Below are 18,437 nucleotides of genomic sequence, written 5' to 3' on the forward strand. Positions count from 1 at the left end.
CATGCGCCTTCGGCCGCACGACCTCATCTGGCTACGCGATCCCGCGGCGTTTATCGCCACGGGCCATGTGCCGGACTGGGCCGATGCGGACTGGCTCGCGCAGGCGCCACTGGTGGTGCGGCGCGACCGCGATACGGCGGGGCATACCCTTGCGCGCATCCCGCGCATCCCGGTAGGCGTCCGGGGACGCAACCGCGCGCAGCGGCACGCCGGCTGGATCGATGCCGACCAGTGCGCCACCGTGGTCTCGCCATTCGATATCGCGCGTGAGGGCTTCTGGCGCCTGCATCCGCGCCGCGACGAGATTCCCGCGCTGCACGCGCTGGACCCGCTTTCCCGTCAGCTTGGCGCATTGCCGCACCCGTGGGGTGTGACCGGCGCGGTGGGCTTTACGCTGGCCTCCGGTATCGACGTACTGCATGCCGGCAGCGATATCGACCTGCTGCTGGACGCCCCCGAGCCGCTCTCGACCGCCACGCTGGCGGCGCTGCAATCGCTGATCGATACCGACGGGGTGCGGCTCGATATCCAGGTGGCTACCCCGTACGGCGCCTTTGCGCTGCGTGAACGGCTGCGCACCCAGGGCCGCGTGCTGCTGAAAACCGACACCGGCCCGGTGCTCTGCGAAGACCCCTGGCGCGCCCCATGCCAACCCTGCTGACCTTTCCCGGCCAGGGCGCGCAACGCCCCGGCATGCTCCACGCGCTGCCCGATCACCCTGCGGTGGCACGCACGCTGGCCGAGGCCAGCGACGTGCTGGGCACCAGCATCCTGCTGCACGACGATGCCGCGCACCTGGCTTCCACCGTCTCCGTGCAGATCTGCCTGCTGGTGGCCGGCGTCGCCAGCGCCCGCGCCCTGCTGGACGACGGCGCTGCCGCCGATGCCGTGGCCGGGCTGTCGATCGGGGCCTACGCGGCGGCGGTCACGGCCGGCGTGCTGCCGTTTGCCGATGCCGTACGGCTGGTGGCGCAGCGCGGCGGGCTGATGGAGGCCGCCTATCCATCCGGTTATGGCATGACCGCGATCCTGGGGCTGGAACAAGGGCCACTGCAAGCCGTGGTCGCCGCCGTGCACCGGTCCGGCATGCCGGTCCATGTCGCCAACTACAACGCCGACACCCAGCTTGTGATTGCCGGATCGGACGCCGCGATGGCCCGCGTGGCCGAACTGGCACTGGCGGCGGGTGCCCGCACGGCGCAGCGGGTGGCGATTGCAGTGCCGTCGCACTGCGCGCTGCTGGACGATGCCGCCGCGGCGCTGCAACGCGCGTTTGCCGACGTCCAGTGCCGGCGCCCGGCGCTGCGCTACTTCAGCGCCAGTGCGGCGCGCGAGTTGCGCGACCCGGCCCGGATTGCCGAAGACCTGGCACGCAATATGGCACTGCCGGTGCGCTGGCATGAAACGATGCTGCTGGCGCGCGCCTGCGACATGCGGCTCGCGGTGGAGATGCCGCCCGGCAACGTGCTGACGCGGCTGTGCCAGCCGCTGTTTCCACAGGCGGTGGCGCTGGCGGAAACGCGCGCGGACAGCGTGCGGCTGCTGATGGCGCGCGAGCAGGCGGATTGATCTCTGCTTCCCCCTCCCACTTATGGCTGACTGATGGCGGCTCCCCGCTCCTGCGCCCGGGAGAGGGGAGAAAGCCGCCCCCCCGACCTACGTGCGCGGGGTCTTCAGCGTGGCCTCCACCGCCTCCCTGAGCGCCTGCAGCAGCCGGCTGTCCTCGTCGGCCTTGCGCAGCACCAGCGACATCTGCAGCACCGGGGCGTCCGGCCCCAGGCGGATGCGGCGCACCGGATAGCGGTCCACCACGGTGGGGTCCATCAACTGCACCACCGACACCCCCAGGCCCGCACTGACCATCGCCACGATCGCCGTCACGCTGTCGAATTCCATCGCACTGCGCTTGTCCGGCAACAGCCCGTGGACATGGCGCGCGGCCATCGCGCCCGACACGGTGGCCCGGTCATAGCGAATCCAGTCATAGCGCGCCAGCAGATCGGCCGGCGACTCGTTGCGGCCGCCAGCGTCGGGCGGGGCGATCAGCATCAGTTCGCGCGTCGCCACCGGATACCAGCGCAGGCTGGCTACGCGGCCCGACTCGGGGCGCGCCACGACTGCCGCGTCGAGCTGGCCGGCCTTGACCATCTCCATCAACCCGGTGCTGCGGCCGCGCAGCGGCTTGACCGTCAGGCGCGGATAGCGCTCGCGCAGATAGCGCAGCGTGCCCGGCAGCAGGACCGGCTGCATCGATTCGATCACCCCGAGCCGCACCACGCCCTCCACCGCCACGCTCGCCCGCCGACGCAGCGTGTTCAGGTGCCGCAGCCCGCCTTCCATCGACGCGGCCACCTCGCGCGCCAGCGCATTGGGCCGCACCTGCAGACCGGAACGGTCGAACAGCGGCTGTCCCAGGTACTGCTCCAGCTGCTTCATCTGCATGCTGACCGCGCTTGGCGTCAGGTGCATGGTGGCCGCCGCCGCCGCGAACGACCCCTCCTCGATCACGGCCGCCAGCGTGGCGAAGGTCTCCAGCTTCATCAAGAATCCTTATGAAAGACGTCAAACAACGTCACTTTTTCTTGGTGCCGGGCAAGCATAGACTGGCTTCACGACGTCGCGCAAGGCTGCACAGCCCCCGTTCCAACCCAAGCCTGAACCGATAAAGAAGACGATTCCGATGCCTGCACAACGCCCCCAAGCCTGGCTCGCCGCCGACGCCCAGCGCGACACTTCCTGGATCGTGCGCCTGACCGCCGCCGACGTGACCAGCTTCGACAACGCCCTGGCGCATGCCAAGTCCGTCGGCAAGGCCCCGCTGGACATGACCCGTGACGACTTTCCGCTCGATGAAGGCGCACGCCAGGCACTGGCGCGCGCCGTGGACATCACGCAGGGCCGCTGGGGCATGTGCCTGGTCAAGGGCTTTCCGGTGGACCGCTGGAGCGAGGACGACACCCGCCTGGCCTACTGGGGCATGGGCCTGCATATGGGCGTGGCCCGCACGCAGAACCGCACCAGCGATTTCATGAACGATGTGCGCGACGTGGGCGCGGCCTACAAGACCACCAACGGCCGCGGCTACAACACCAATGCCGGGCTGGACTTCCATACCGATTCGGGCGATATCGTCGGTCTGATCTGCCGCCGCGCCGCCAAGTCGGGCGGCGAGAGCAAGGTGGTCAGTTCGATCGCCTTGCGCGATGCAGTGGCCCAGCGCCGCCCCGACCTGATTCCCGTGTTGCAGCAGCCGTTCTATTACAGCTACCAGGGTGCGCAGGACCCGTCGCAGCCACCCTACTACCCGCTGCCGATCCTGGGCAGCCACCCGTCGGCCTTTGCGTTCCGCATCAACCGCAAGAACGTGGTGGCCGCGCAGCGCGACTTTGACGACGTGCCGCGCCTGACCCAGGCGCAGACCGATGCACTGGACCTGCTCGACACGCTGCTGACCGACCCCGAACTCTGCTTTGCCATGCAACTCGAACAAGGTGACATGCAGCTGCTGAACAACTACGTGACCGTGCATTCGCGCACCAACTTCGAGGATTACGAGGAATTCGACCGCAAGCGCCACCTGCTGCGCCTGTGGCTGGCCGTGCCCGGATCGCAGCCGCTGCCCGATGACTGGGCCGTCTATTTCACCGACGTGCGCGCCGGTGCCGTGCGCGGCGGCCTGCGGGGCAGCGCACGCAGTGCCGCATTCGATGCCTTCGAGCAGCGCCAGGCCGCCACGCTGGGCATGCCGCTGATGCCCTGGTCGGCAAGCGCCGGAAACCGCGCCGCCGCCGGCACGGAGGCCGCCACCGCCTGATATCGCAGCCAGACGGCCGGCGCCCTCCGGCCGCGACGTACCCCGCACGGCGCCCGCCTGACGAGGCGCCGGCCTCATAAAGAGAAACGGAGACAACCCATGCAACGACGCGACTTTCTGGCGCTGCTGTCCGCAGCGCTGGTGTTGCCCCCCGATCTTCACGCGGCCCCGTCCGTGACCAAGCTGCTGGTCGGCGCCACGCCCGGCGGCGGCACCGATATCGTCGCCCGCTCGCTGGCGGCCGACCTGGAGCAGCGCCTCAAGCATCCGTTCATCGTCGAGAACCGTGGCGGTGCGGCCGGCAATATCGCCGCCGTGGCCGTGGCAAAGGCCGAGCCCGATGGCGGCACGCTGCTGCTCAGCTATACCAGCCATGCCATCAACCCGGCCCTGTTCGAAAAGAAGCCGTTCGATCCGATCAAGGACTTCACGCCGATCTCGCTGATTGCCAGTTCCCCGCTGATCCTGGTGGCGCGCCCCGGGCTGGAGGCGAACAACGTGCGCGAGCTGATCGCGCTTGCCAAGGCCAAACCCGGCAAGATCAGCCTGGCCGTGGCCGGCGTGGGCAGCGCCAACCACCTGGCCGGCGAGATGCTCAAGCACGAGGCCGGGGTCGATATCGTCAGCGTGCCCTACAAGGGTGCCGGCCCCGCCGTGGCCGACGTGGTGGGCAGCCAGGCCGACCTGCTGCTGGGCAATGTCGCCACCGTGCAGCCGCTGCTGCAGGCCGGCAAGATCAAGGGCCTGGGTGTCAGCAGCCCGCAGCGGCTGCCGGCCTTTCCGAACCTGGCGCCGATTGCCGCCGTGATCCCGAATTTCGACTACCGGTCGTGGTATGGCCTGCTTGGCCCGGCTGGCATGGCGCCCGAGACGGTAAAGGAACTGGAGGCCGCCGCCGCAGCGGCCGTGGCCTCGCCAGCCATGCGCAAGCGCCTGACCAGCGAAGGGCTCGACCCGATCGGCAACAGCGCCGCGCAGTTCACCCAGTTCCTGCAGGGCGAGATCACGCGCTGGGCCAAGGTGGTATCGGTGACGCACACGCGCCTGACCTGACGCGGCGCCAGAGGCGCTGCCCCGCGGCGCCTGTCTGCGGCGCGCAACTGCCCGTACGCAAGCGGGATGCACGCGCTGCCATCGCAGTCGTATGATGGGGGCTTCCGTCGCCCCCGCCCTTGCCGCCATGCCACTCGGGTATCTGCGCAGTCTGACCGCCCACCGCCGCAACCCGGTGTCCAACCGCCGGCTGGCACGGGTGCTCTGTTTCGTGGCCGGCGCCGCCAACGCGGGCGGTTTCCTGGCGGTACATCAATACACCTCGCACATGTCCGGGGTGGTCTCCTCGATCGCCGACGAACTGGTGCTGCACCGCTACGGCATGGTGCTGAACGGCATCGGCGCGCTGGCGTCGTTTATCGGCGGCGCGGCCTGTTCCGCCATGCTGATCCACTGGGCGCGCCGCGCGCGGCTGCGCAGCGAGTACGCCATTCCGCTGCTGTTCGAGGCATTGCTGCTGCTGGGCTTCGGCCTGCTCGGCACGCACCTGGACGACATGGAATGGCTGTTCGTGCCCGCCACGGTGATGCTGCTGTGCTTCATGATGGGGCTGCAGAACGCGCTGATCACCAAGCTGTCGAATGCCGAAATCCGGACCACGCACGTCACCGGCATGGTGACCGACATCGGCATCGAGCTTGGCAAGCTGTGCTACTGGAACGGCCTGGCACGAGCCAGCGCCCGCTCGGGGCCGGGCCCCGTGATGGCCGACCGGCAAAAGCTGCGGCTGCTGGCCGTGCTGGTGGGGCTGTTCTTCCTGGGCGGGCTGGTTGGCGCGCAGGCCTTCAGTGCCATCGGCTATTCGGCCACCTTGCCGCTGGCCGCGCTGCTGCTGGTGGTGGCGATCATGCCGGTGGCCGACGACGTGCTGACGCGCGCCCTGCTGCGCGGGCACCGGCACCATCTGGTCAGGCGCGCGCGCCGCTGGGGCGCGCGGCGCCAGTTCATCGGGCCGCCGACACCACCTCGAGACTGATCAGGTTCGACACGTAGCGCCCCGCCTTGCCGTCATTGGGGATCACCAGCCGGGCAAACCCGTTGGTGGTCAGCGGCGTGCCGTTCATCGCATAGGCGACCATGTCGGGCTGGTTGCCGAAGTCGGGCGAGAGTTCGGCCAGCGAGATGACGGTGCGATAGCCGTCGCTGCCCGTTGCCACCACGTAGAAGCCCAGCAGGTCGTTCTTGACCGCCGTGCTGGTGACGATGCCGGCCGCGCTGACCAGGTCCCACAGGCCGACCCCGGTGTACGTATTGGCACCAACGGTACGCGTGACCGGCGTCAGCGCCTGCAGTGCGGCCAGGCCGTAGGTGGCCGGGCGGGCCACGGCGCCGCTCAACTGGAACTGCGTGCTGACACCCCCGCCCACGCCCACGGCCGTCGACGTGGCGCTGCGGACTTCCAGCCTGACCAGCCCCGAGACATAGCGGCCGCCCTTGATGTCGCCCGGCGCGGTCACGCGCAGCGGGCCATCCGGTGCGGCCAGCGCGGCGCTGGTGCCGTTGAGCGTCTCGGCGTAGACCACCTGGCTGGCGCGATTGCCAAAGTCCGGGCTCAGTTCGCCCATCGAAAACACGGCACGATAGTTGTCGCTGCCCGTCGCCACCACGTACTTGCCCAGCACGTCGTTGTGGACCGCCGCGTTGACCTGGATGCCGGCCTGGTTCAGCAGGGTCCACAGGCTGGCGCCCGTGTAGGTATGGGTCTGCGGGCCGCTGCCGCTGGAAAACGACACGGTCTGGGTGGCAGCCGGCATGGCCTGCAACTGCGAGAGCGTCAACTGCCCCGGCGTGGTCAGTTCGCCGGCCAGCGCCAGCGTGGCCTGCGGGGTTGCCGGCGTGGCCGGCTCGGTCGGAGCGGGCGTAGCAGCCGGCGGGCTGGTAGAGGCCGTGGCGTCATCCGATCCGCCACAGGCCGTCGCCACCGGCAACAGCGCCATCCAGCACAGGTGCAGCGCCAACCGGCGCCAGCCAAGGGCTTCCCCTCGATGCAATGCCATCGAACCATCTCCTTCCCGTTGTGCGGAGCCATGGCCCTGCGGAAATATGTGGCGCGCCGCATACCATGCACGCCTTCTCGCAAATTGCCTCTGGTCCGTCGTTATGTAATCGTGTATATAGCGGTTAACGATGACAGAAGCCGGCCGGAATGACAACGGCCCGCCACACGGAACCCCAACCAGGAATCGCGATGCAAGCTGCTCCCACCGCCCTCGATGCTGTCGACGCTGTCACCGCCGAAGACCCCTACTTCACCAAGCACACCCACTATTCCGACTGCATCGAGATCCTGGGCGACCTGTCCGGTGCCCGCCGCTTCGACCGCGCCGCGCTGCTGTCCATGTCGCGCACATCGGCCGGCCCGGCCACGATCGAGTGCTTCACGGGCCGCCATATCCGCGACGTGCACGAGCAGCGCGGCGTGTTGCTGACCGATCTGCTCGACCTGGCCGGCATGAAGGGCCTGCCGCGCGCGCAATGCAAGCAGCTGGTCATCGCGGTGCATGCAGCGGACGGCTATGTGTGCCTGTTCACCTGGCACGAGCTGTACAACTCGCCGATCGGGCGCGGGGCGATGCTGGTGGTGGAGCAGGATGGCGAAGTCTTGCCGGCCGCCGGCGGCGGCGTGCAGCTGACCTCGCTGGAAGACCTGCGGCTGGGGCCGCGCAGCGCCGTGGCGGTCAAGGCCATCGAAGTGCGGCGCTGGGCGGCCGCGCCGCGATAAGGCTGCGGTCGGGAGGAAGCCGGGCCCGCTACAGCGGCTCGGATTGCGCCGTCTCCACGGCGGTGCGGATGCCGGCGGCCAGCCGCATCAGCCGGGGCGCCAGTTCGCGCGCCACTTCCGCGACCGATGCGCGGGTGGACAGGCTGATGTTCAGCACATGCACGGGATAGTGTTCAAGCGCCAGCGGCGCCGAGATCGCCACCACCTCGGGCTGCCAGCTGGCCGCGCACCAGCCGTGCTGGCGCACATGCGCCACTGCCGCCTCGATCTCGGCCCGCAGTGCAGGCCAGTGCGCCGCGCGACCCGGGGCATGCCCCGACGCATTGCCGGAGAACGCGGCCATGCGCGCCGCATATTCGGCCTCGGGGGCCGCCGCCAGCCATGCGCGTCCAAGCGACGTCAGCGCCATCGGCACGCGCTGCCCCGCCACCACGCTGCGCAGCGACGCCTTGCGGCCATGGCGGATCGATTCGAGGTACACCATTTCATCGCGGTCGGCCATCGCCAGGCCCACGTTCAGGTGTTCGGCCTGCGCCAGTTCGCGCATCATCGGCGCGGCCAGCTGCAGTACCGTCGACCCGCTGCGCATGGCGTGGGCCAGGCTCAGCACCGGCACGCCCAGCCGGTAGGCACGCAGCGCCGGGTCGTACTGGAGAAATCCCGTGTCGACCAGGCTTTGCGTCAGGCGGCTGACCGTGGAGCGCGCCAGCCCGGTGCGCTCGGCCAGTTCGCCGTTGCCAAGCACTTCCGACCCCGGCCGAAACGCACGAAGGATCTCGATGCCTCGCTCCAGCGACCGGTTTGCCAGCAGGTTGGCTGGCCGGCCGCGCGCCCGGCGCTGCGCATCCCGCGCATCCACCGGTTCAGCCCGCCTGGCGTGCCAGCCAGTCCAGCAGCAAGGCATTGACGGCGTCGTGTGCCTCGTACTGGACCCAATGCCCGGCGCCATCGATTACCGCGCCCCGACGGTGTGGACGGCCATCGACCAGCGCCGCCAGCACGGCGGAAGGGTCGGCCGTCACATCGTGCTCGCCATAGGCGATCAGCACGGGGCGGCCGGCCTGGGCCTGGAACCGGTCCAGTGCAGCGGCCAGCCCCCCTGCGCGCGAAATCTGCTTGCTGCGGAAGCGTGTGTGCCGGCACGACTCGGTGTAGGCCAGCAGGGCCAGCGCATCGATCCTGTCCGGGTCGGCGATCATGAAGGCCGCCACGTTGTGGCGCATCGCCTCGGCCAGCGCGGCCGCATCGCCGGCGCGCCGCCAGTCCACCAGGTTGATGGTCTGGCGCCGCACGCCGCCGTGACCGCCCGGCCCCAGAAGGGCCAGACTGCGCACGTTGGGCAACGCGCTGGCCAGGTACGACGCGGTCAGGCCACCGAAGGAAAAACCGACCAGGTCGACCGCGCCCTGTACCGGCAGTTGCGCGAAACCGGTGGCCACCGTAGCCACCAGCGTCGACATCTCGCCATCGGCCGGATCGCCCGAGGCGCCAAAGCCCGGCAGGTCGGGGACCCAGACCGTATGCCGCGCGGCCAGTGCCTCGATATTGCGCGCCCAGTGCAGCCAGCTGCCATGGCCGCCATGCACCAGCAGCACATCTGGCCCCGAGCCGAAGCGGCGCCACACGATGCGGCATCCGTCGACTTCGGTGGTATGGATATGCCCGTGTTGCGTCAGTGCGTGCACGAACCCGGCCGCCTGGCGCGCGTCCGGCGTGCCCGAGGCTGCCGCCATGTTGTCGATCGATTCCGCTTCACTGGCGGCCGCTTCCGTCATCCTGCGCTCTCCTGTCCGTTACGCGCCGAGCACCGCCACGCCGTCCGCCGCGCGAACCCCCTGGCCCGCCGGCAGCACGAAAACCGGGTTGATCTCGGCTTCCACCAGACGCGGCCCCAATGCGGCCGCCATCCGCGAAAACGCCACGATAGCATCGACCAACGCATCGACGTCGGCTTTTGGCCTTCCCCGGTAGCCGTCCAGCAGCGGCCAGGTCTTCAGCTCGCGCACCATCGACAGCGCTTCGGCAGGGGTCAGCCCACCTGACTCGGGCAGCAGCCGCAATGTGGTGTCCTGGAACAGTTCGGCAGTGATGCCGCCCATGCCGAGCAGGATCGCCGTGCCCAATGCATCACGATGGGTGCCCAGAATCAGTTCGACGCCACCGCCCACCATTTCCTGCACCACAAAGCGGTCGGGCGCGTGGCCGGTATGGCGGCGCACATCGTCGGTCATCGCCGCCAGCCGGGCGCCGATGGTCTCGGGCGTCACGTTGACGGCCACGCCGCCGACATCGCTCTTGTGCGTGACCGTTGCCGACAGGATCTTGAGCACCACGCGCCCGCCAAGCTCGCGCGCCGCCGCTTCGGCACCCGCCGCGTCATGCACCACGGTCTCGCGCACGCCGGGCACGCCAAATCGCGCAAACAATTGCTTGGCCGCATGTTCGTCGAGCGAGCCTGACGGCAGGCTGCCCGGATCGATAGCCGCGAGCGACGCATCGGGCACCACCGCCGGGCGCTCGCCAGCCGCCAGCATCGCCGCAAAGGCCACCGCACAGCTTTCGGGCGCGCTGAAGGCGGGCACGCCGCGCTGGTTCAGCACCGCCGCCACCTGCGGTGCATGCGGGCTCACGTAGGCCAGCACCGGCTTGTCGCTCTCGGGCAGGCAATCGTTGATGGCATCGGCCATCAGGCCGGGCATGGCAAGGCCGGACGAGCCGACGATGATCGTCACGGCGTCGTAGCTGGGACTGTCCAGCAGCGCGCGAATGGCGCCGCGCAGCAGGTCCGGCTGCAGGCCGGCCAGCGTCACGTCGATCGGATTGCGATCCAGCGCGGCGTGATCGCCCTTCTGCAGCGCGCGCAACCGTTCGGCCGTCCGGGCGTCGGGCGCAGGGGTCTCGAAGCCCGACACCCCCAAGCTATCGGACACCAATGTGCCGGCCCCGCCGGTGGACGTCAGCACGGCGATGCGCCGGCCATGCAGCACGCGCCCGGTGGCAAGCGCCGCCGGGATGTCGATCAGGTCGGAGAACGTCTGCGCGCGGATCACGCCAACCTGGCGGAACAGCGCGTCGTACATGCGGTCGGCGCCGGCCATGGCCCCGGTGTGCGACACCGCCGCGCGGGCGCCGGCCTCGGAGCGGCCGATCTTGAACGCCACCACCGGCTTGCCGGCGGCCGCTGCCTTCAACGCCGCCGCGCGGAAGCGCTCGACATTGCGCACGCTCTCCACGTACAGCGCAATCACACGCGTGGCCGGATCGTCGGCCAGATAGTCGATGAAATCGGCCAGTTCCAGATCGGCCTCGTTGCTGGTCGACACCAGCTTCGACAACCCGATGCCGCGCGCTGCGGCCCGCGACAGCAGCGCGCCCAGGATGCCGCCGCTCTGCGACACCACGCCGATGCTGCCTGCCGGGAAATGGTCCATGGCGAGCGCACCGCTGGCCGACAGCGGGATGTTGTCGGTCAGGTTGACCAGCCCGATCGTGTTCGGCCCCAGCAGGCGCATGCTGCCCGCGGCCTCCACCAGCTCGGCCTGGCGCCGGGCACCCACGTCGCCGGTTTCCGTATAGCCGCTGGCCAGCACGATGGCCGCGCCGGTGCCCCGTTCGGCCAGTTCGCGCACGGCCTGGTGCGCGCGCTCGGCACCCAGCAGCACGATACCCACGTCGGGCACCTGGGGCAGCGAGCCGATATCGGGATAGCAGCGGATGCCGTCGATGGCATCGACCTTCGGATTGACCGGATAGATCTCGCCGGCAAAGCCGTGCCGGGTCAGGTACGACACCGGGCGGCCGGCTGTCTTGTTCGGATCGGCGGACGCGCCAATCACGGCCACGCTGCGCGGTTTGACGAGCCGGGCGATGGCGGAAGGATGTGCTGCCATGATGCTCAACCCTTGCTGGCGGTCTTGGCCAGGAACGCCAGGACCGATTCGCGGTGTTCGCTGCTGGTGTAGCAGATGCCCTGTGCCTGGCTGCCCTGCGCGAAGACCTGGTCGGCCGTCAGCTCGAAGGTCTGGTTCAGGATCGACTTGCCCAGCCCCAGCGCCGTGGCCGAGCCATGCGACATCTCCGCCGCCCAGGCCACCGCTTCATCGACCAGCGCTTCTGGCGACGTGCTGAGCCGGTCGGCGATGCCAAGCTGCAGGGCTTCGCCGGCCTCCACCTTGCGGCCGCCGAAGATCAGCTGCTTGGCCTGGGCCAGACCCACGCGGCGCGGCAGGAAATACATGCCACCGCCATCGGGAATCAGGCCGCGATGGATATACGACCACGTGAAGCTGGCTGCCGACGACGCGATCACGAGATCGCAGGCCATCGCCAGATCGGCGCCCAGGCCGTTGGCACCGCCGTTGACCGCGGCAATCACGGGCTTGGGCATGTTGTGCAGCAGGGCCACCGAATGATGCACGCGCTGCTGGCGCGTCCAGCCATTGAAGCCGACCTCGCCCGGCGGCGCGTCCATGCGGCGCTGCATCCCGGCCACGTCGCCGCCCGCGCAGAAGCCCTTGCCGCTGCCGGTCAGCACCAGCGCGCGGATCTTGCGGTCGGCGGTCACGCGCTCCAGCGCGTCGATCAGTTCGGTGCGCATGTCGTCGCTGATGGCGTTGCGCTTCTCCGGGCGGTTCAGGGTCAGCACGGCCACGCCGTTGCGCACTTCGAGCTGGATCAGGGTGTATTGGGTCATGGTGAGTTCAAGGTGATATTCGATGTGATGTTCGGAGGCTCAGTTCAGCGTGATGCGGGAGTCCTTGACGACCTTGCTCCAGCGTGTTTCTTCGCCATGGACGTAGCGCCCGAACTCGTCCGGCGTGCCCGGGCTGACGATCAGCCCTTCGGCGTCGGCACGCTTGCGGAACGCTTCGGCGGTGACAGCCTTCCTGGCGGCCGCGTTGAGCCGCGCCACCACGGCCGGCGGGGTGCCGGCGGGCGCGAACAGGCCGTACCAGCTTTCCGCCGCGTAACCGGGCACACCGCTTTCGGCAATCGTCGGCACCTTCGCCAGGTCCGGGCTGGTCGAACGCTGCGAGGTGGTCACGCCCAGCGCGCGCAGCTTGCCGGCTTCGAGCAGGTTGCCCACGGCCGAGGCCGTGGCGAACATCATGTCCACCTGTCCGCCCAGCAGGTCGGTGATCGCCGGGCCGGCGCCCTTGTACGGAATGTGGTTCAGGTCGACCTTTGCGAGGCTCTTGAACAGTTCGCCGGCCAGATGTGCCGATGTGCCAGGGCCTTGCGATGCAAACGAGATGGCGCCCGGCCTGGCCCTGGCGGCGGCGATCACATCGCGCACCGACTTGTACGGGCTGTCGGCACGCACCACGAGCACGTTCGGCGAACGGCCCACCAGCATCACTGGCGTGAACGCCTTCTCGGTGTCGTAGGGCAGCCTGGGCTGCAGGCTCGGGTTGACGGCATGGGCAAACGTGGCCATCACGAGCGTGTAGCCGTCTGCCGCACTCTTGGCAACGTTGTCCGTGCCGATGATGGTGCCGCCACCAGGCTTGTTGTCGATCACCACGGGCTGGCCCAGGTCCTGCGCCATGGCGACGCCCATTGCGCGGGCAATCAGGTCGGTGCCGCCGCCGGGCGAGAACGGCACGACGATGCGGATGGGCTTGTCAGGATAGGCGGCGTGCGCCGGCGCGGCGGCGGCGCCCAGTGCGGCCATCGCCGCGAAAGGAAAGACCAGCGCGGCCAGGCGGCGCGCGGCGCGGATTGCTGCGGTTGCCAAGGTTGTCTCCTGTCGTTTTCGTATGACAGGAGGTTAGGCCGATGGCCGGGCTGGCGCAGCCGGTCAATTCCGCCACATGGAAATGACGGAAGACCGTCTCCCCCGTCCCGCCGTGCGGGACAGGGGAGACAACAAGCGCGAGGTGACTAGACCGCCGACGCTTCCTTGCCCTGCTTCACCTTGGCATCGAGCACCGGCGGCGCGGTGACGATCGACGTCAGCGCGGGCTCGGCCGGCTTGAGCGCGGCCAGGTCCGGCAGCGGGCGGCGCAGCGACGGAATGGCCGCAAACGCCTGCTCCATCGCGTACGAGACGCCCAGCGTCTCGTGGTCCTTGCGGAAGCCGCCCACGATCTGCAGGCCGAACGGCATGCCCGCGTGATCGCGGCCGCAAGGCAGCGACAGCGCCGGATGCGTGGTCAGCGTCACCACGTAGGTCAGCGACAGCCAGCGGTAGTAGTTCTCCTGGCGCACGCCGTTGATCGATTCGGCGTAGAGCGACGTCCACGGGAACGGCGATACCGGCGTGGTCGGCGACAGGATCACGTCGTAGTCGCGATACAGCTGCTGGAACCGCTGCAGGATGCGCGTCTGCTCGGCCTGCGCCCAGGCGCTGTCCACCAGCGACATCCGCGCGCCCATCTCGTAGTTGGCCCGCGTGTTCGGGCCCAGCTTCGACGGATCGCGCTCGTAGGCGTCGCGCATGCCGGCCACGAAGCTCTCCGCGCGCAGCACGTCGAAGCAGCGGTGCGCTTCGCCCAGATTGATATCGATGGCGTCGCAGGTGCGGAACAGGTGGCGCATCGCGGCGATCTTCTCGCGGAACGTGCGGCGGATGCCGTCGTCGACATCGCAGCAGCCAAAGTCCTCGGTGTACGCCACGCGCAGGCTGCCCAGGTCCACCGGCATCGGCGTCAGGAACGACAGCGGATCGAGCGGGTAGGTCAGCGGATCGCCCGCCGACACCCCGGCCGACGCGGCCAGTTGCAGGCAGGCATCGGCCACGGTGCGGCCCATCGGCCCCACCACCGAAATCGGCGTCCAGCCCAGCAGCTTGCGCGAACTCGGCACCACGCCCGGCGACGGCCGGAAGCCCACCACGCCGCACTTGGCGGCCGGGATGCGCAGCGAACCGCCGGTGTCCGAGCCCGTGCAGACCGGCAGCAGGTCTGCCGCCAGCGCCGCCGCCGAGCCGCCCGACGATCCGCCCGCATTGAGGTTCGGATTGAACGGATTGCCCGTGGCACCCCAGACGTCGTTGCGCGAATTGGCGCCAGCGCCCATCTCGGGGATGTTGGTCTTGCCGGCCACGATGGCACCGGCCGCACGCAGGCGCGCCACCAGTACGTTGTCTTCGGCCGGCACGTTGTCGCGATACAGCGGCGAGCCATACGTGGTCAGCAGCCCGGCGGTGGCCTCCAGGTCCTTCACGCCGAGCGGCAGGCCGTGCAGCAGGCCCAGCGGCTTGCCGTCGAGCACGGCACGTTCGGCGGCGCGGGCCTCGTCGCGGGCGCGGTCGAAGCAGGTGGCCGTCAATGCGTTCAGGAACGGGTTCACTTGTCCGATCTGCGCGATGCAGGCATCCAGCAACTCGACCGGCGAGATTTCCTTGCTGCCGATCATGCGCCGCAACTCGGTGGCGGGGCGCGCCACCAGCGTCTTCTGTGCTTCGTTCACTACTGTCTCCAGAGACCTTCTCAATCGGCCGTAATATTCGCACGCTGCGCCGTGGCGCGCATCAGCGGCAGTTCCTTGCTGATCAGTGCCGACACCGCCGCGCCATTGCCGTCCAGCGGCTCGAAACCGGCGTTGGTCAGCGCCTTGCGGGTTTCGGGATCGGCCATCACTTCGGCCAGCGCCTTTTCCAGCTTCTGCTTGACGTCGGCCGGCAGGCCGCGCGGTGCCACCAGCGCCAGCCAGGTATCGGCATCGATGCCGGGATAGCCGGCCTCTGCGGCAGTGGGCACGTCAGGCAGCAGCGTGGAGCGCTTGGCCGTCGTCACGGCGATGGCCTTGACCTTGCCCGACTTCACCTGCGGGATCGCGGCGGCCACGGTATCCACCGTGAACGGGATCTGTCCGCCGATCAGGTCGGTCATGGCCGGTGCGCTGCCCTTGTACGGCACATGCAGCAGCTTCACGCCGGCCAGGTTGAACAGCATCTCGCCCGCGAACTGGGCCGTGGTGCCGCTGCCGAACGATCCGTACGTCAGCTTGCCCGGCTGCGCCTTGGCGGCGGCCACGAGTTGCTTCAGGTTGCTGACGGGCTGGTCCTTGTTGGCAAGCAGGATCAGGCCGGTGCGGCCCGCAAACCCGATCGGCTCGAAGCTCTTCACGGGGTCGTACGGCAGCTTGGCGTGGATGGCCGGGTTCACCGTGAACGTGGTGCCCGAACTGGCCAGCAGCGTATAGCCGTCCGGCGCGGCCTTGGCAACGTAGCTGGCGCCGACGATGGTGCCTGCACCCGGGCGGTTGTCGACCACCACGGTCTGGCCAAGCTTGTCGCCAAGCTTCTTGCCGACCAGACGGCCGATCACGTCGGTGGCACCACCCGGCGGGAATGGAATCACAAGCTGGATCGGCTTGGACGGAAAGGTGTCCGCAAACGCCAGCGAGGCACCGGCTGCGAGGCTGCACGCGACAACGGCGTGGGCGATTCGGGAAGGCAAACGGGTCATGATGAAGCTCCGCAACGATGCAATGGAAAGATCAGGATTCGGGTCAAGGGACAAGTCAGGCGGCCAGCGCCGCCCCGCGCTCGGCAAAGCGCGCGTATTCCTCGGGGGGCACGAACAGGCCGCCCGTGGTCCACACCAGATGGATGGCATTGACCATCGCGCCATCGAGCTTGTGCTGCGCCAGGTAGGCGCGCCCGGCTTCGGTGCCGGTCAGCATGCCCGGGCCGCTGAAGCCCGCGGCAGCCGACGGCTCGATACGCAGGCCTTCGGCCTCACGTACGCGATGGAGATTGGCGAACAGCGTGTCGTCGGCCACCGTGCAAACGCCGGCCAGCAGCGGGCGCATGGCCTGCGCGGCCAGTTCCGACGCCTGCGGCACGGCCAACCCGTCGGCCTCGGTCCGGTTGGTCAGGCCCACGTCGTACACCGACGCGCCCGGCGCCAGCATTTCCACGAGGAAGCACGGCGACTGCGTGGGCTCCACAAACACCGGATGCACGTGCGGGCCATAGAGCTGGCGCAGGCCGAACGCGATGCCGGCCGGCGCACCGCCCACGCCGCAGGGCAGGTAGACGAACAGCGGATGCGCGGCATCGACCTGTACGTCCGCATCGGCCAGTTGGTCGTGCAGGTGCAGCGCGGCGGCGCTGTAGCCCAGCATCAGCGACAGCGACCGCTCATCGTCGACAAAATAACTGTACGGGTCGGCATCGGCCTCGCGGCGGCCAGCCGCCACGGCGGCCGCGTAGTCGCCCGTATGCTCGACCACGGCCACGCCGCGCGCCCGCAGGCGGGCCTTCTTCCATTCCTTGGCATCGGCCGACATATGGACGGCGGCCCGGAATCCCAGCGCCGACGCCATCACGCCGATGCTCAAGCCGAGGTTGCCGGTGGAACCCACGGCCACCTGGTAGCGGCCGAACAGCTCGCGCGCCGGGGCTTCGGCCAGCACGCCGTAGTCTGCGTCGCGCGTCACCAGGCCGTGTTCCAGCGCCAGCGATTCGGCAAACTCCAGCACTTCGTGAATACCGCCGCGCGCCTTGATGGAGCCCGCTACGGGCAGACTGTGATCGGCCTTGATCCAGAGCGCGCCGGCCGAGGAAGGCATATCCAGCGCACGCTGCATGGCGGGCGCCGGCAGCAGATCCGACTCGATCCGGCCCGCGCTGCCCTGCAGTTCGGGAAACAGCCGCGCCAGCAGTGGCGCGAACTTGTCGAAGCGCGCCCGGGCGGCCTTCACATCAGCTAGACTAATGCCGCACCCGTCCACGACGGTCGTTACGGCGGCTGCGTCGCTGCGGTCGGGGTTGCCCCAGAAGACCGGGCGAGCGGCCTGCAGATCGGCGAGCAGTTGTTGCGGCAGTGCGGAAAAATCGGTCGGCATGAAGCAATGGAAGCGGGATGTGGTGACCCCATTCTTGTCCCATTACACCGTCGTGACAAACCATTTGTACTGATCCAAGCATTAGCCTGACTAATGGCAAATACGCTTTCTGCATCATTATTGGGCTGGCTGCGCTGTTTTGAGGCGGCGGCCCGACATTGCAACTTCACACAGGCCGCGGCAGAGCTGTGCGTCACCCAGGGCGCGGTCAGCCAGCAGGTCAAGCAACTGGAGCAGTGGCTGGATCGGCCGCTGTTCCTGCGCACGCCGCGTGCGCTGGTGCTGACGCCGGAAGGCGAGCGCCTGCGCTTTGTGCTGCGCGAGTCGTTCCAGGCCATCGAAGGCACGCTGACCCAGTTGCGCAAGCCGCGCGACAAGCAGCCCATTGCACTGTCGTGCTCGCCGTCGTTCGCAATGGTCTGGCTCACGCCCCGGCTGGGTGGATTCTTTCGCCAGCATCCGGATATCGGCCTGCGTGTCTATGGCGAATTCCATGCGCTCGACCGCTCGCGCATGCTGCGCGACGGCACCGAGGCCGCTGTGCGCTTCGACCCGGGCGGCTATCCGGACCTGAAGGCGCACCAGTTCCTGGAGGAATGGCTGATCCCGGTGGCAAGCCCGGCGTACCTGGAGGCGCACCCCGCGCTGCAATCGCCCGATGGCCTGCGGGCCAGCATGCTGCTGCACGATGTGAGCCCATGGGATGGCGCCGGCGAGTTCGAAGAGTGGCAATGCTGGCTGCGCCATGCCGGCCTGACGCTGCCCGATGTCTCGGACGGCCAGCGTTTCAACCTGTCGCAACTTGCCATCAATGCGGCGCTGGCCGGACAAGGCGTGGCCATGGGGCGCTCCGCGCTGGTGCTGGAAGACCTGGAATCTGGCCGCCTGGTGGACCTGTGGGGCATCCATGCACGCAGCCAGGCGTCATATCACTTTGTCTGCGCGCACGGGCAGACCGCCCAGGTGGCCGAGGTCGAAGCCTGGCTCGTGGCCGAAGGCGCGGCATTCGATGCCGCGCGCCGGCGTGTGCTGGGAATCGGCTAGCGCGTG

At 69.0% G+C, this 18,437-nt stretch carries 16 protein-coding genes and 1 pseudogene; 7 read left to right on the top strand and 10 right to left on the bottom strand.

The window, feature by feature from the left end; translation table 11 throughout:
- Position 1: 1 nt before the first annotated feature.
- Positions 2–661 (top strand): malonate decarboxylase holo-ACP synthase, encoded by a 660-nt coding sequence (locus ACOABP_RS22245; protein WP_474230331.1) that lies wholly within the window; start codon positions 2–4, stop codon positions 659–661.
- Positions 646–1,569, top strand: a complete 924-nt coding sequence (gene mdcH / locus ACOABP_RS22250) for a malonate decarboxylase subunit epsilon (protein ID WP_474230333.1) — start codon at positions 646–648, stop codon at positions 1,567–1,569. The genes ACOABP_RS22245 and mdcH overlap by 16 nt, the downstream gene beginning before the upstream one ends.
- An 87-nt stretch (positions 1,570–1,656) precedes the next feature.
- On the opposite strand, the gene ACOABP_RS22255 is transcribed toward mdcH, so the two are convergent.
- Complete coding sequence (locus tag ACOABP_RS22255) at positions 1,657–2,541, bottom strand: LysR family transcriptional regulator (protein WP_474230334.1); 885 nt, start codon at positions 2,539–2,541, stop codon at positions 1,657–1,659.
- Between the two features lie 139 nt (positions 2,542–2,680).
- Between ACOABP_RS22255 and ACOABP_RS22260 the strand changes: the two genes are divergently transcribed.
- The 3 genes and pseudogenes from ACOABP_RS22260 to ACOABP_RS22270 all read left to right on the top strand — a co-directional run.
- On the top strand, positions 2,681–3,814 hold the full coding sequence (locus ACOABP_RS22260) for a TauD/TfdA family dioxygenase (RefSeq protein ID WP_474230335.1): 1,134 nt from the start codon (positions 2,681–2,683) through the stop codon (positions 3,812–3,814).
- A gap of 99 nt (positions 3,815–3,913) precedes the next feature.
- A complete protein-coding gene (locus tag ACOABP_RS22265; RefSeq protein ID WP_474230336.1) occupies positions 3,914–4,867 on the top strand; it encodes a tripartite tricarboxylate transporter substrate binding protein in 954 nt (317 codons plus the stop codon).
- A gap of 127 nt (positions 4,868–4,994) precedes the next feature.
- Positions 4,995–5,795 (top strand): annotated as a pseudogene (locus ACOABP_RS22270) (YoaK family protein); the annotation flags it as partial.
- Between the two features lie 16 nt (positions 5,796–5,811).
- On the opposite strand, the gene ACOABP_RS22275 reads toward ACOABP_RS22270, so the two are convergent.
- Positions 5,812–6,864, bottom strand: coding sequence for a molybdopterin-dependent oxidoreductase (locus ACOABP_RS22275; protein WP_474230338.1), 1,053 nt, complete (start codon positions 6,862–6,864; stop codon positions 5,812–5,814).
- A 191-nt stretch (positions 6,865–7,055) separates the two neighbouring features.
- Between ACOABP_RS22275 and ACOABP_RS22280 the strand changes: the two genes are divergently transcribed.
- Positions 7,056–7,589 carry a hypothetical protein gene (locus ACOABP_RS22280; RefSeq protein ID WP_474230339.1) on the top strand — a complete coding sequence of 178 codons (534 nt, stop codon included), beginning with the start codon at positions 7,056–7,058 and terminating at the stop codon, positions 7,587–7,589.
- Between the two features lie 28 nt (positions 7,590–7,617).
- On the opposite strand, the gene ACOABP_RS22285 is transcribed toward ACOABP_RS22280, so the two are convergent.
- The 8 genes from ACOABP_RS22285 to ACOABP_RS22320 all read right to left on the bottom strand — a co-directional run bounded on the left by ACOABP_RS22285 (position 7,618) and on the right by ACOABP_RS22320 (position 17,387).
- Positions 7,618–8,448 carry an IclR family transcriptional regulator gene (locus tag ACOABP_RS22285; protein ID WP_474230341.1) on the bottom strand — a complete coding sequence of 277 codons (831 nt, stop codon included), beginning with the start codon at positions 8,446–8,448 and terminating at the stop codon, positions 7,618–7,620.
- 4 nt (positions 8,449–8,452) lie between these two features.
- On the bottom strand, positions 8,453–9,364 hold the full coding sequence (locus ACOABP_RS22290) for an alpha/beta fold hydrolase (protein WP_474230343.1): 912 nt from the start codon (positions 9,362–9,364) through the stop codon (positions 8,453–8,455).
- Between the two features lie 18 nt (positions 9,365–9,382).
- Positions 9,383–11,479: an acetate--CoA ligase family protein gene (locus tag ACOABP_RS22295; RefSeq protein ID WP_474230344.1), complete on the bottom strand. Its 2,097-nt coding sequence runs from the start codon at positions 11,477–11,479 to the stop codon at positions 9,383–9,385.
- A 5-nt stretch (positions 11,480–11,484) separates the two neighbouring features.
- Positions 11,485–12,282, bottom strand: a complete 798-nt coding sequence (locus ACOABP_RS22300; RefSeq protein WP_474230345.1) for an enoyl-CoA hydratase/isomerase family protein — start codon at positions 12,280–12,282, stop codon at positions 11,485–11,487.
- A 39-nt stretch (positions 12,283–12,321) separates the two neighbouring features.
- A complete protein-coding gene (locus ACOABP_RS22305; RefSeq protein WP_474230496.1) occupies positions 12,322–13,263 on the bottom strand; it encodes a tripartite tricarboxylate transporter substrate binding protein in 942 nt (313 codons plus the stop codon).
- A gap of 209 nt (positions 13,264–13,472) precedes the next feature.
- A complete protein-coding gene (locus ACOABP_RS22310) occupies positions 13,473–14,948 on the bottom strand; it encodes an amidase (protein WP_474230497.1) in 1,476 nt (491 codons plus the stop codon).
- A 74-nt stretch (positions 14,949–15,022) separates the two neighbouring features.
- Positions 15,023–16,003, bottom strand: coding sequence for a Bug family tripartite tricarboxylate transporter substrate binding protein (locus ACOABP_RS22315; RefSeq protein ID WP_474230346.1), 981 nt, complete (start codon positions 16,001–16,003; stop codon positions 15,023–15,025).
- Positions 16,004–16,058: 55 nt separating this feature from the next.
- Positions 16,059–17,387 (bottom strand): D-serine ammonia-lyase, encoded by a 1,329-nt coding sequence (locus ACOABP_RS22320; protein ID WP_474230348.1) that lies wholly within the window; start codon positions 17,385–17,387, stop codon positions 16,059–16,061.
- 93 nt (positions 17,388–17,480) lie between these two features.
- On the opposite strand from ACOABP_RS22320, the gene ACOABP_RS22325 reads away from it, so the two are divergent.
- On the top strand, positions 17,481–18,431 hold the full coding sequence (locus ACOABP_RS22325) for a LysR family transcriptional regulator (RefSeq protein WP_474230350.1): 951 nt from the start codon (positions 17,481–17,483) through the stop codon (positions 18,429–18,431).
- Positions 18,432–18,437 lie beyond the last annotated feature (6 nt).

This window comes from Cupriavidus sp. HE11 (assembly GCF_056097175.1).

Coding starts and splice junctions, on each gene's coding strand:
- ACOABP_RS22265 (WP_474230336.1), top strand. CDS start 3,914: ATGCAACGACGCGACTTTCTGGCGCTGCTGTCCGCAGCGCTGGTGTTG.
- ACOABP_RS22290 (WP_474230343.1), bottom strand. CDS start 9,364: ATGACGGAAGCGGCCGCCAGTGAAGCGGAATCGATCGACAACATGGCG.
- ACOABP_RS22320 (WP_474230348.1), bottom strand. CDS start 17,387: ATGCCGACCGATTTTTCCGCACTGCCGCAACAACTGCTCGCCGATCTG.
- ACOABP_RS22295 (WP_474230344.1), bottom strand. CDS start 11,479: ATGGCAGCACATCCTTCCGCCATCGCCCGGCTCGTCAAACCGCGCAGC.
- ACOABP_RS22310 (WP_474230497.1), bottom strand. CDS start 14,948: ATGATCGGCAGCAAGGAAATCTCGCCGGTCGAGTTGCTGGATGCCTGC.
- ACOABP_RS22280 (WP_474230339.1), top strand. CDS start 7,056: ATGCAAGCTGCTCCCACCGCCCTCGATGCTGTCGACGCTGTCACCGCC.
- ACOABP_RS22275 (WP_474230338.1), bottom strand. CDS start 6,864: ATGGCATTGCATCGAGGGGAAGCCCTTGGCTGGCGCCGGTTGGCGCTG.
- ACOABP_RS22325 (WP_474230350.1), top strand. CDS start 17,481: ATGGCAAATACGCTTTCTGCATCATTATTGGGCTGGCTGCGCTGTTTT.
- ACOABP_RS22245 (WP_474230331.1), top strand. CDS start 2: ATGCGCCTTCGGCCGCACGACCTCATCTGGCTACGCGATCCCGCGGCG.
- ACOABP_RS22255 (WP_474230334.1), bottom strand. CDS start 2,541: ATGAAGCTGGAGACCTTCGCCACGCTGGCGGCCGTGATCGAGGAGGGG.
- ACOABP_RS22315 (WP_474230346.1), bottom strand. CDS start 16,003: ATGACCCGTTTGCCTTCCCGAATCGCCCACGCCGTTGTCGCGTGCAGC.
- ACOABP_RS22305 (WP_474230496.1), bottom strand. CDS start 13,263: ATGGCCGCACTGGGCGCCGCCGCCGCGCCGGCGCACGCCGCCTATCCT.
- mdcH (WP_474230333.1), top strand. CDS start 646: ATGCCAACCCTGCTGACCTTTCCCGGCCAGGGCGCGCAACGCCCCGGC.
- ACOABP_RS22300 (WP_474230345.1), bottom strand. CDS start 12,282: ATGACCCAATACACCCTGATCCAGCTCGAAGTGCGCAACGGCGTGGCC.
- ACOABP_RS22260 (WP_474230335.1), top strand. CDS start 2,681: ATGCCTGCACAACGCCCCCAAGCCTGGCTCGCCGCCGACGCCCAGCGC.